The organism is Pseudomonas sp. LBUM1649 (genome assembly GCF_059716155.1).
In genome coordinates this window covers 4,414,547-4,426,359 of record NZ_CP166807.1, presented here as the reverse complement: position 1 = coordinate 4,426,359, position 11,813 = coordinate 4,414,547, and the positions used below count along the sequence as shown (strand labels likewise).

At 59.7% G+C, this 11,813-nt stretch carries 10 protein-coding genes; 6 read left to right on the top strand and 4 right to left on the bottom strand.

The window, feature by feature from the left end:
- Positions 1 to 14 precede the first annotated feature (14 nt).
- On the bottom strand, positions 15 to 1,850 hold the full coding sequence (locus ACA058_RS20465) for a sigma-54-dependent Fis family transcriptional regulator (RefSeq protein ID WP_497635659.1): 1,836 nt from the start codon (positions 1,848 to 1,850) through the stop codon (positions 15 to 17).
- A gap of 361 nt (positions 1,851 to 2,211) precedes the next feature.
- On the opposite strand from ACA058_RS20465, the gene ACA058_RS20460 reads away from it, so the two are divergent.
- The 6 genes from ACA058_RS20460 to ACA058_RS20435 are packed head-to-tail and all read left to right on the top strand — an operon-like array spanning position 2,212 to position 8,165.
- Positions 2,212 to 3,306 (top strand): ABC transporter ATP-binding protein, encoded by a 1,095-nt coding sequence (locus ACA058_RS20460; RefSeq protein ID WP_497635658.1) that lies wholly within the window; start codon positions 2,212 to 2,214, stop codon positions 3,304 to 3,306.
- A complete protein-coding gene (locus ACA058_RS20455) occupies positions 3,306 to 4,421 on the top strand; it encodes an ABC transporter ATP-binding protein (protein ID WP_497635657.1) in 1,116 nt (371 codons plus the stop codon). The genes ACA058_RS20460 and ACA058_RS20455 overlap by 1 nt, the downstream gene beginning before the upstream one ends.
- Positions 4,418 to 5,284, top strand: coding sequence for a carbohydrate ABC transporter permease (locus tag ACA058_RS20450; protein WP_053161460.1), 867 nt, complete (start codon positions 4,418 to 4,420; stop codon positions 5,282 to 5,284). Before ACA058_RS20455 ends, ACA058_RS20450 begins: the two co-directional genes overlap by 4 nt.
- A 7-nt stretch (positions 5,285 to 5,291) precedes the next feature.
- Positions 5,292 to 6,092 carry a carbohydrate ABC transporter permease gene (locus ACA058_RS20445; RefSeq protein WP_497635656.1) on the top strand — a complete coding sequence of 267 codons (801 nt, stop codon included), beginning with the start codon at positions 5,292 to 5,294 and terminating at the stop codon, positions 6,090 to 6,092.
- 10 nt (positions 6,093 to 6,102) lie between these two features.
- Positions 6,103 to 6,375 carry a DUF2160 domain-containing protein gene (locus ACA058_RS20440; RefSeq protein WP_497635655.1) on the top strand — a complete coding sequence of 91 codons (273 nt, stop codon included), beginning with the start codon at positions 6,103 to 6,105 and terminating at the stop codon, positions 6,373 to 6,375.
- Positions 6,376 to 6,422: 47 nt separating this feature from the next.
- Positions 6,423 to 8,165, top strand: a complete 1,743-nt coding sequence (locus ACA058_RS20435) for an ABC transporter substrate-binding protein (protein WP_497635654.1) — start codon at positions 6,423 to 6,425, stop codon at positions 8,163 to 8,165.
- Between the two features lie 213 nt (positions 8,166 to 8,378).
- On the opposite strand, the gene ACA058_RS20430 is transcribed toward ACA058_RS20435, so the two are convergent.
- The 3 genes from ACA058_RS20430 to nuoM form a co-directional block, all read right to left on the bottom strand.
- Positions 8,379 to 8,564: a hypothetical protein gene (locus ACA058_RS20430; RefSeq protein ID WP_497635653.1), complete on the bottom strand. Its 186-nt coding sequence runs from the start codon at positions 8,562 to 8,564 to the stop codon at positions 8,379 to 8,381.
- Between the two features lie 206 nt (positions 8,565 to 8,770).
- Positions 8,771 to 10,234, bottom strand: coding sequence for an NADH-quinone oxidoreductase subunit NuoN (nuoN, locus tag ACA058_RS20425; RefSeq protein ID WP_497635652.1), 1,464 nt, complete (start codon positions 10,232 to 10,234; stop codon positions 8,771 to 8,773).
- A 7-nt stretch (positions 10,235 to 10,241) separates the two neighbouring features.
- Positions 10,242 to 11,774, bottom strand: a complete 1,533-nt coding sequence (gene nuoM, locus ACA058_RS20420; protein ID WP_497635651.1) for an NADH-quinone oxidoreductase subunit M — start codon at positions 11,772 to 11,774, stop codon at positions 10,242 to 10,244.
- Positions 11,775 to 11,813: the final 39 nt, after the last annotated feature.

Sequence of the window (11,813 nt, the reverse complement as noted above, 5' to 3'; positions counted from 1 at the left end):
GTGCGGCAACCTTGTCATTCTGACTGGCGCAAGCGCTTGTAGAGGGTATTGCGACTAACCCCCAACCGCCGTGCCAGATGCGAAATATTTCCCCCGACCGCCTGCAACTGCCGATTCAAATCCTCGGCATCATCAAGATCCACCGCCAACGGCTCCGGCGTATCCACCGACTCCATCTCCAGATCGACAAAAAAATCATCCGGCAAATGCTCCGGCCGCACCGGTTGTTCCTCGGCCATGGCCAGCGCCACCTGCATCACGCTGCTGACCTGCCTTAAATTCCCCGGCCACGGATGACGGCCGAACAACTCCAGCACTTCGCGGCTCAACCCGGCCCACTGACTCGGTTCGCGGTGCTGTTCCCACAAGCGCTTGAACAGCGCTTCTTTATCACTGCGCTCCCTTAACGGCGGCAGTTCCAGGGTCAGGCCGCCGATGCGGTAGTACAAATCTTCCCGAAAGCGCCCCAGTTGCACCTGCTCGCGCAACGAGCGGTTGGTCGCGGAAATGATGCGTATATCCACCGGGAACAATTCACTGCTGCCCACGGGTTGCACACAACGCTCCTGCAACACACGTAGCAAACGGGCCTGGGTCGGCAGCGGCATGTCGCCGATCTCATCGAGGAACAGCGTGCCTTTGTCGGCCTTGCGAATCAGGCCGATACTGCCTTTCTGGTTGGCGCCGGTGAACGCGCCTTTTTCATAGCCGAACAGCTCAGACTCCACCAGTTCAGCGGGGATCGCTGCACAGTTCACGGCGATGAACGCCTGTTTGCTGCGCGAACTGGCCTGATGCAGGGCTTTTACGAACACCTCCTTGCCAACCCCGGTTTCGCCGTGAATCAACAACGGAATGTCTTTTTCCAGCAAGCGCTCGGCCTGGCGCACGGCTTTTTCCACGCGACTGTCGCCGAAGTGCAGGGTGTTGAGGCTGATTGTGGCCGGAGCTGGAGTAGACACGGTTTCGGCGAACACCCTCGCCTGTATGGGTACCTGTTTCGGCCGTTTCAGCAGGCACTGGAAGCGATTGCGCCCGGAGGCCTGGAGCGAGAAGGGCAGGTCTTCGGGTTGATTGAGCAATTCCAGCAAGGAAACCTTGAACAGGCTTTCGATACTGACCCGCGACAGACGCACGCCAAGCAGATTGTCGGCGCGGCGGTTGGCGGAAAGCACCTGGCCACTTTCGTCGAAGATCAGCAACCCGGCCCACTGGCTGTCAAGGTTGTTCAGGCCGGTGTTGAAGGTCAGCTGGAAATGCTGACCGTGGAACAGGTTGAGAATCAGCCGGTTTTCCACGGTCTGGCTCATCATCTTGACGATGCCCAGGGTATGGGACGGCGGCAGGTAGCTGTCGCTGGACACATCCAGCACGGCGATGACCTTGCGCTCGGCATCGAAAATCGGCGCGGCGGAGCCGGTCATGAAGCGATTGGCCTTAAGAAAGTGTTCATCGTGCTCGATGTGCACCGCCTGCTCGCAGGCCAGCGCGGTACCGATCGCATTGGTCCCGCTGCAGCGCTCCATCCAGCTGGCACCAACGCTGAAGCCACGGGTCAGGCTCGGTTCGATAAACCGTTGGGTGCCCCAGGATGTAAGCACCTGGCCCTGATTGTCGGCGAGCATGATCAGGCAATTGGAGTTGCTCAGGATGTTCTCGTAATACGGCAGCACTTCCTGATGGGTGGTTTGAACCAAGGAATGCTGGCTCTCCAGCAACTGCGCAATGCCTTCAGCCGGCAGTTGATCGAACGCCGGGGTGCTCTGGTGATTGAGGCCGAAGGCGCGGCAACGGTTCCAGGAGTCCTGGATGATGGCGTCGTGGGACAGCGGCGAGGCAGGTGCGGCCATGGCAGTCAGTCTCTGGTTAACGCTTTTATTGTTTTTATGGGTTTTGCATAACGTTCAAACGCCACATACCTGTAGGAGCACGGCTTGCCGGCGATGGCGATCTCGAGGACGCCATCGCCGGCAAGCCGTGCTCCTACAGGATTGCGTGAAACGGTCTGTAGAGTGTTGTTCACTAATGTTCATTGTCAACCGCTGAAGTGTTCAGTTGTTCAGTCGCGATTGTTCATTTGTGTTCAGCATCGAACGCAGACTTCCCATTTTTTCAGGGGTTTTTTAGTCAGATCAATCGCTTGCGATTTCTGGCACAAATGTCGCTATACAGCTCAGGTCGCTTGACTCCAAAAATAAAAAAGGCCGAGCCATGTCATTAACCCTGGAGCATGTCAGCCGCACCGTCGAGGGCCAGACCTGGATAGACGATGCGTGCCTGCGTTTCGAACCTGGTTCCTTCAACGTTTTGCTCGGACGCACGCTGTCCGGCAAGACCAGTCTCATGCGCCTGATGGCCGGGCTGGACAAACCTGACACCGGCCGCATCCTGATGAATGGCGTCGATGTCACCCAGCGCCCGGTACGCCTGCGCAACGTGTCGATGGTGTATCAACAGTTCATCAATTATCCGACCATGACCGTTTTCGAGAACATCGCCTCGCCGTTGCGCCAGGCCGGTGTCTCCAATGAGCAGATCCAGAGCAAGGTGCTGGAAACCGCGAAGATGCTGCGCATCGAGAAGTTCCTGCAGCGTTATCCGCTGGAACTGTCCGGTGGCCAGCAGCAGCGCACCGCCATGGCCCGGGCGCTGGTCAAGGATGCCGAACTGATCCTGTTCGATGAGCCACTGGTCAACCTCGACTACAAATTGCGCGAAGAGCTGCGCCAGGAAATGCGCGAGCTGTTCAAGGCGCGCCACACCATCGCCATCTATGCCACCACCGAGCCCAACGAAGCCCTGGCCCTGGGCGGCACCACTACCATTCTTCATGAGGGCCGGGTGATCCAGAGCGGCCAGTCGTCCGAGGTCTACCACCAGCCGCAGACCGTGCTGGCGGCGGAGTTGTTCTCCGAGCCGCCGATCAACCTGATGCCGGGTCGCATTGTCGGCAACGAAGTGAGCTTCGCCAATTTTGTGCACTTCCCGCTCAACGTCGATTTGCGCCCGGTGGGCGAGGGCGAGTTCCGCTTCGGCGTGCGCCCCAGCCATATCTCGCTGGTACCGAGCAACGACGATGACCTGGAACTGGCGGTGACCGTCGAAGTTGCGGAAATCAGCGGCTCGGAAACCTTCCTGCACGTGCGCAACGAGCATTTCCTGCTGGTGCTGCACTTGCCCGGCGTTCACGAATACGACGTCGATGCGCCGATCCGCATCTACATCCCGACCCATAAACTGTTTGTGTTCGATGCGCAGGGGCGGCTGGTCCAGGCGCCCGGCCGGCGCGTCGCGAGGGTTGCCTGATGGCCGAAATCCGTTTGCAGAACCTCGCTCACAGTTACACCAGCACGCCGAGCGGCCCAGAGGACTACGCGATCCGCCAGATGGATCACATCTGGGAACAGGGCGGCGCCTACGCGTTGCTGGGCCCGTCGGGCTGCGGCAAGTCGACTTTGCTCAACATCATTTCCGGCTTGCTCAGCCCGTCCCAGGGCCATGTGTTATTCGATGGCAAAGCGGTCAACAACCTGACCCCGGAAAAGCGCAACATCGCCCAGGTGTTCCAGTTTCCAGTGGTCTACGACACCATGACGGTGTTCGACAACCTGGCCTTTCCGTTGCGTAACCAGGGCATGGCCGAGGCGAAAATTCACACCAAGGTGCAGGAAATTGCCGAAGTTCTCGACCTGCAAAGCCTGCTAAGCAAAAAAGCCAGCAACCTCACCGCCGACGAAAAACAGAAAGTCTCCATGGGCCGCGGGCTGGTGCGCGATGACGTCTCGGCAATCCTCTTCGACGAGCCCCTGACGGTGATCGACCCGCACCTGAAGTGGAAGCTGCGGCGCAAGCTCAAGCAGATCCATGAGCAGTTCAACATCACCATGGTCTACGTCACCCACGATCAACTGGAGGCCTCGACCTTCGCCGACAAGATCGCGGTGATGTACGGCGGACAGATCGTGCAGTTCGGCACGCCGCGGGAATTATTCGAGCGGCCGAGCCACACCTTTGTCGGTTATTTCATCGGCAGTCCGGGGATGAACCTGATCGAGGTCGAGTTACAACCGGGGGGCGTTGGTTTCGCTTCGACTCATCTACCGTTGTCCGAGGCCATGCAGAAACGCATCGCCGAGTCCGAATGGCACACCCTTAAGGTCGGCATTCGCCCAGAGTTCATCCATGTCTGGGACGAACCCTTTGATGACGCGCTGCGGGCACAAGTCGTACACGTCGAAGACCTCGGCACCTACAAGATCATGACCCTGAACCTCGACGGCGTACCGCTGAAAGTGCGCCTGGCCGAAGATAAGCCGGTGCCCGAAGGCACGGCGTATATCAGTTTTCCGGCGCAGTGGCTGATGGTCTATGCCGATGATTTCCTGCTGGCGCCGCAATCTGTAGGTGAGGTGCAGCCATGAACAAGGTGCAGAACAACAAGGCCTGGTGGCTGGTGCTGCCGGTGTTCCTGCTGGTGGCGTTCAGTGCGGTGATCCCGATGATGACCGTGGTCAACTACTCGGTGCAGGACATCTTCGACCAGTCCAGCCGCTACTTCGTCGGCGCCGACTGGTACAGGCAAGTGTTGCTCGACCCGCGCCTGCACGATTCGCTGCTGCGCCAGTTCATCTACTCGGCTTGCGTGCTGTTGATCGAAATCCCGCTGGGCATCGCGATTGCCCTGACCATGCCGACCAAGGGTCGCTGGTCGTCGGTGGTGTTGATCATCCTGGCGATTCCATTGCTGATCCCGTGGAACGTGGTCGGCACCATCTGGCAGATCTTCGGTCGGGCCGACATCGGCCTGCTGGGGGCGAGCCTCAAGGCCATGGGTATCAACTACAACTATGCGGCGAACACCATGGACGCCTGGGTCACCGTGCTGGTGATGGACGTCTGGCACTGGACTTCACTGGTAGCGCTATTGTGTTTCTCCGGGTTGCGGGCGATTCCGGACGTGTACTACCAGGCGGCGCGGATTGACCGTGCCTCAGCCTGGGCAGTGTTCCGCCATATCCAGCTGCCCAAGCTCAAGAGTGTGCTGCTGATCGCCGTGATGCTGCGCTTCATGGACAGTTTCATGATCTACACCGAGCCGTTCGTACTGACCGGTGGCGGGCCCGGCAATGCCACGACCTTCCTCAGTCAGACCCTGACGCAGATGGCGATCGGGCAGTTCGACCTGGGGCCGGCCGCAGCGTTCTCACTGGTGTACTTCCTGATCATCCTGTTGGTGTCCTGGCTGTTCTATACCGCCATGACTCACTCTGACGCCAACCGCTGAGGCCATCATGAGCATGAGAAAGCTGATACCACTGCTGATCTACATCCTGTTCCTGCTGGTGCCGATCTACTGGCTGCTGAACATGTCCTTCAAGAGCAACAGCGAAATCCTCGGCGGCCTGACGCTTTTCCCACAGGATTTCACCCTGGCCAACTACAAGGTGATCTTCACTGATCCGAGCTGGTACACCGGCTACATCAACTCGGCGTACTACGTGAGCCTGAACACGGTCATTTCCCTGAGCGTGGCATTGCCGGCAGCCTATGCGTTCTCGCGCTACCGCTTCCTCGGCGACAAGCACCTGTTCTTCTGGCTGCTGACCAACCGCATGGCACCACCGGCGGTGTTCCTGTTGCCGTTCTTCCAGCTGTATTCGTCGATCGGCCTGTTCGACACCCACATCGCAGTGGCCCTGGCGCACTGCCTGTTCAACGTGCCGCTGGCGGTGTGGATTCTCGAAGGCTTCATGTCTGGCGTTCCCAAGGAAATCGATGAAACCGCCTACATCGACGGCTACAGTTTTCCCAAGTTCTTCGTGAAGATTTTTATCCCGCTGATCGGCTCCGGTATCGGCGTCACGGCGTTTTTCTGCTTCATGTTTTCCTGGGTCGAGCTGCTGCTGGCGCGAACCTTGACCTCGGTGAACGCCAAGCCCATCGCGGCGGTGATGACCCGCACGGTCTCGGCGTCGGGTATCGACTGGGGCGTGCTGGCGGCGGCGGGGGTGTTGACCATCCTGCCGGGCATGCTGGTGATCTGGTTTGTTCGCAACCACGTGGCCAAGGGCTTTGCCCTGGGCCGGGTATGAGGAACTGATGATGGAATGGATGAGTTGGACCGTCCCGACGGCCGCGTTCTTCAGCGTTATTGGCTTGATCCTGGTGGGCATGACCACCTGGGAGTTACGTTCGCCGAGCATCCTTCGGCGTGGTTTTTTGCCGATTGCCACCACCCGTGGCGATCGGCTGTTTATCGGTCTTCTCGGCAGCGCCTACCTGCATTTGCTGGTAATCGGCGTGACCGACTGGAGCATCTGGGTAGCGTTCGCGTTGTCCCTGGTGTGGCTGTTGGCTGTGATGCGGTGGGGCTAGTCGAATCGCTCGGCAATGTTGCTCCGAAATTCAATAAGGAGGTCTCTATGTTCGACAAAAACAATAAGCTGCGACATAGCATTTCATTGGCGGCCATGCTGGCACTCAGCGGTTTGAGCGCTTCGGCCTGGGCCGATGCCTATGAAGACGCCGCGAAGAAATGGATAGGCAGTGAATTCAAACCGTCGACCCTGACGGCCGATCAGCAACTCGAAGAGTTGAAGTGGTTCATCAAGGCGGCGGAGCCGTTTCGCGGGATGAGCATCAAAGTGGTGTCGGAAACCATCGCCACCCACGAATACGAGTCCAAGGTGCTCGCCAAGGCCTTCACCGAAATCACCGGGATCAAGCTGACCCACGACCTGCTGCAGGAAGGCGACGTGGTGGAAAAGCTGCAGACCCAGATGCAATCGGACAAGAACATCTATGACGGCTGGGTCAACGACTCGGACCTGATCGGTACGCACTTGCGTTACGGCAAGACCGAATCGATTACCGACCTGATGGCCAACGAGGGCAAGAACTTCACCTCGCCGACCCTCGATATCAAGGATTTCATCGGCATCTCCTTCACCACCGCGCCTGACGGCAAGATCTATCAATTGCCTGACCAGCAGTTCGCCAACCTGTACTGGTTCCGCGCCGACTGGTTCGAACGCGCGGACCTCAAAGCCAAGTTCAAGGAAAAGTACGGCTACGAATTGGGCGTACCGGTCAACTGGTCGGCGTATGAAGACATCGCCAAATTCTTCAGTGAAGACGTCAAGGAAATCGACGGCAAGCGCGTCTACGGGCACATGGACTACGGCAAGAAAGACCCGTCCCTGGGCTGGCGCTTTACCGATGCCTGGTTCTCCATGGCCGGCGCCGGCGACAAAGGCATCCCCAACGGTCTACCGGTGGACGAGTGGGGGATCCGCGTCGAAGACTGCCACCCGGTCGGCTCCAGCGTGACCCGCGGCGGCGACACCAACGGCCCGGCGGCGGTGTTCGCCACCACCAAATACGTCGACTGGCTGAAGAAGTACGCGCCACCCGAAGCGGCGGGCATGACCTTCTCCGAATCCGGGCCGGTGCCGTCCCAGGGCAACATTGCCCAACAGATCTTCTGGTACACCGCCTTCACCGCCGACATGACCAAACCGGGCCTGGCGGTAATGAACGCCGATGGCACGCCGAAATGGCGCATGGCGCCGTCGCCGCGCGGACCGTACTGGGAAGAGGGCATGAAACTGGGCTATCAGGACGTAGGTTCCTGGACGTTCATGAAGTCCACGCCCGAGAAGCAAAAACTCGCCGCCTGGCTGTACGCGCAGTTCGTGACCTCGAAAACCGTCTCGCTGAAAAAAACCATCGTCGGCCTGACCCCGATCCGCGAATCGGACATCAACTCGCAAGCCATGACCGACCTGGCACCGAAACTCGGTGGCCTGGTGGAGTTCTACCGCAGCCCGGCCCGTGTGCAATGGACCCCGACCGGGACCAACGTGCCTGATTATCCTCGTCTCGCGCAGTTGTGGTGGAGCCACATCGCCGAAGCCGCCAGCGGCGAGAAAACCCCGCAACAGGCGCTGGACGGACTGGCCAAGGATCAGGACGCGATCATGTCCCGTCTGGAGCGCTCGAAAGCCCAAGCCACCTGCGCCCCGAAAATGAACCCCGAACGCGATGCGCAATACTGGTTCGATCAGCCGGGCGCACCGAAACCGAAACTGGCGAACGAGAAGCCGCAGGGTGAAACCGTGAGTTACGCCGAACTGCTGAAATCGTGGGAGGCGGCGCGCAAGTAAAGCGCGGGTTTGCTTAAAGCGAACGGCACCGTGAGGTGCCGTTTTTGTTGGTGTCTGATAAGGCCTCTTCGCGAGCAGGCTCGCTCCCACAGTTAATCGCGGGTGTTTACACATTTTGTTTTCACTGGAGATCCACTGTGGGAGCGAGCCTGCTCGCGAAGAGGCCACTCCCGTCACCAAATTTCATCAGCGAACAAACATCTGTCAGCAGTCTCAAATTTGAGTGCTTTCGAAGTCAACAAGCATGTCATCAGGCAACGGCGCGTCGAAGTCTTCAGGAAGCACCAGTTTGCCTTTCATTGTTCCTATCCGGCGGTTACAGGGTTGAGCCGCACGCAGGCGTTCATCGGACAGGGTTTTGAGGCCATCCATTAGTTCGGCAAAAATGTCACGTTTCATGGTTAGCTCCCGCGTTGATTTATTGATCCTGAAGTCATCCAAGATAAAGCCAGATACTCAATGCTGGCTGTAGGACGACCCTGAGTATTGCGCGAGAGCGTTCCGGGTTTTCCGAAGGCGAGCCGAGCAGTGGTAACAAATCCCACAAACGCAAAAACGGCACCCGAAGGTGCCGTTTCTGTTTTCTACCAAGTGTCGCTAAGCGATCAACCCGCCAGACCCGATTGCTGTACCAGGTTCAACAACGGCTGTGGATACAGGCCGAGGAAGAACGCCAACACGGCGATGGCCAGCAGCATCACGCCGCCGGCGCGTTGTTCCCAGTGCAGCTGGGCATCGTGGCGACGCAGGTTCGGTTCGATCAGGTACAGGGTGACCATGACGCGCAGGTAGTAGAACACGCCGATGGCGCTGCCCAGTACCAGGGATCCGACCAGCCACCATTGTTGCGACTGGACACCGGTGGCGATGATGTAGAACTTGCCGATGAAGCCCGCGGTCAGCGGGATGCCGGCCAGGGACAGCATCATCACGGTCAGGACCGCGGTCAGGTACGGACGGCGCCAGAACAGGCCGCGGTATTCGTACAGGGCGTCCGCGTCACGGCCGTTGTACGGCGAGGACATCAGGGTGATCACGCCGAAGGCGCCGAGGCTGGTGATCACGTAGGTGACCAGGTACACGCCGATGGCTTCCACGGCCAGACCCTTGCTCGCCACCAGGGCGATCAGCAGGTACCCGAAGTGGGCGATGGACGAGTAACCCAGCAGACGCTTGAGGTTGCTCTGGGTCAGCGCCAGCAGGTTACCGAACAGGATCGACGCGATGGCGATGATGGTCAGCACGTCACTCAGTACGCCGCTGCTCGCCGCTGGCGAGATCTGGAACAGGCGCACCATCACCGCGAACACAGCCACTTTCGAAGCGGTGGCCAGGAAGGCTGCGACCGGTGCCGGAGCACCCTCGTAAACGTCCGGGGTCCACAGGTGGAAGGGTACCAGCGACAGCTTGAACGCCAGGCCGATCAACATCATGCCCAGGCCCAGTTGGGCCAGCGAGCTTGGCAGGCCGGTGGCCGCCAGGGCCTGGCCGATGCCGTTGAAGCTCAGGGAGCCGGCGTCTGCGTAGAGCAGGGCCATACCGAACAACAGGAACGCCGAACCGGCAGCCGACAGCACCATGTACTTGATGCCGGCCTCCAGCGAGCGCTTGTTGAAGAAGGCATAGGCCACCAGGCCGTAGACCGGCACCGAGAGCAGTTCCAGGCCGATGAACAAGCCGGCCAGGTGCTGCGCGCTGACCAGCACCAGGCCACCGGCGGCGGCCATCAGGATCAGCAGGTACAGTTCTTCACGGTTGCCCGGGTAACCCGAACCGCCATCGCCGAGGTAGGCGTGGGCGAGGGTCACACAGGCGAGGGTGGCTACCAGGATCAGCGCCATGTACAGGCAGGCAAAGGTGTCGATCTGCAGCAGTGGAGTCACCGCCAGAGGCGCGACTTTCAGGGCCGGCAGGATCGACAGCAGTGCCAGGTTCAGACCCGCCACCGACAGCAGGAAGGTCTGGGAGTGGTTGCGCCGCCACGCGATCGCCAGCATCACCACGATGATCGTGGCGCTGGTGATCAACAGTGGCCCAAGCGCAATAAAGTGTTGAAGTGTGAATTCCATAGCGCTCTTACCGGGCCGAAGCGAGTTGAGTGAAGGCGGTGCCGAGCCATTGCTGCACGCCATGCATCGTAGCGGCAGAGGTATCGAGGAACGGTTGCGGGTAGACGCCGATGTAGATCAGCAGTGCAGCCAGACCGACCACCATGATCATTTCGCGACCGTCCATGCCATGCAGCACCGCGTCCGACTTGGCCGGGCCGAAGAAGGCACGGTGGACCATGATCAGCGAGTAGACCGAACCGAACACCAGGCCGGACGTCGCGATGATGGTGACCCATGGAGCGATCGGGAAGGTGCCGATCAGGATCAGGAACTCACCGACGAAGTTACCGGTACCCGGCAGGCCCAGGGACGCTGCTGCAAAGAACAGGCTGAGGGCCGGCAGGTAAGCGATCTTCGACCACAGGCCACCCATTTCACGCATGTCGCGGGTGTGGGTACGCTCGTACAGCTGGCCACTCAGGATAAAGAGTGCCGCCGCCGACAGGCCGTGCGCCAGCATCTGCATGACCGCACCCTGCAGCGCCAGTTGGCTGCCGGAGTAGATGCCGATCAGTACGAAGCCCATGTGGGAAACGGACGAGAAGGCAATCAGACGCTTGATGTCGGTTTGCGCGAACGCCAGGAACGCACCGTAGAAGATCCCGATCAGACCCAGGGCCATGGCGAACGGCGCGAACTCGGCCGAGGCATTCGGAAACAGCGGCAGGGCGAAACGCAGCAGACCGTAGGCCGCGGTTTTCAGCAAGATACCGGCCAGGTCCACGGAACCCGCGGTCGGCGCCTGGGCGTGAGCGTCAGGCAACCAGGAGTGGAACGGCACCACGGGCAGCTTCACCGCGAAGGCGATGAAGAAGCCGAGCATCAGGATGTACTCGGTGGTCGTCGACATCTTGGTCTTCAACAGGTCGGCGTAGTTGAACGTAATCACGCCGGTGTCGTTGAAGTTGACCAGTACCAGGCCCAGGATCGCCACCAGCATGATCAGGCCGGAAGCCTGAGTGAAGATGAAGAACTTGGTCGCCGCGTAGATCCGGGTTTTCTTGCCGTCCGAAGAACTGTGACCCCAGAGCGCGATGAGGAAGTACATCGGCACCAGCATCATTTCCCAGAAGAAGAAGAACATGAACAGGTCGAGGGCGAGGAACACGCCGACGACACCGCCCAGGATCCACATCAGGTTCAGGTGGAAGAAGCCAACATGACGTTGAATCTCTTTCCACGAGCAGAGTACCGAGAGGACACCCAGCAAACCGGTCAGCATGATCATCAACAGCGACAGGCCGTCGAGGGCCAGGTGCACGCTGATGCCGAAACGCTGGATCCAGATGTGCTTGAACTCAAGCACCCAGGTCGGATCGGCGCCAGGCGCCGGGGCAAATGAATAGTCACCGTTGGCCCACAGCCAGAGGCCGAGGCCGAGCAACAGGGACATGGTAATCAGCGCAATCCAGCGGGGGAGGGTGGCGCCGAAGCGCTCACCCATCCAGCACAGCAGGCCGCCGATGAAGGGGATCAGGATTAGCCAAGGCAGAATCATGACGGGCTCAATTCCTTTCGCAAGTTCGCAAGGTTCATA

Coding starts and splice junctions, on each gene's coding strand:
- ACA058_RS20450 (WP_053161460.1), top strand. CDS start 4,418: ATGAACAAGGTGCAGAACAACAAGGCCTGGTGGCTGGTGCTGCCGGTG.
- nuoM (WP_497635651.1), bottom strand. CDS start 11,774: ATGATTCTGCCTTGGCTAATCCTGATCCCCTTCATCGGCGGCCTGCTG.
- ACA058_RS20460 (WP_497635658.1), top strand. CDS start 2,212: ATGTCATTAACCCTGGAGCATGTCAGCCGCACCGTCGAGGGCCAGACC.
- ACA058_RS20430 (WP_497635653.1), bottom strand. CDS start 8,564: ATGAAACGTGACATTTTTGCCGAACTAATGGATGGCCTCAAAACCCTG.
- ACA058_RS20465 (WP_497635659.1), bottom strand. CDS start 1,850: ATGGCCGCACCTGCCTCGCCGCTGTCCCACGACGCCATCATCCAGGAC.
- nuoN (WP_497635652.1), bottom strand. CDS start 10,234: ATGGAATTCACACTTCAACACTTTATTGCGCTTGGGCCACTGTTGATC.
- ACA058_RS20435 (WP_497635654.1), top strand. CDS start 6,423: ATGTTCGACAAAAACAATAAGCTGCGACATAGCATTTCATTGGCGGCC.
- ACA058_RS20440 (WP_497635655.1), top strand. CDS start 6,103: ATGGAATGGATGAGTTGGACCGTCCCGACGGCCGCGTTCTTCAGCGTT.
- ACA058_RS20455 (WP_497635657.1), top strand. CDS start 3,306: ATGGCCGAAATCCGTTTGCAGAACCTCGCTCACAGTTACACCAGCACG.
- ACA058_RS20445 (WP_497635656.1), top strand. CDS start 5,292: ATGAGCATGAGAAAGCTGATACCACTGCTGATCTACATCCTGTTCCTG.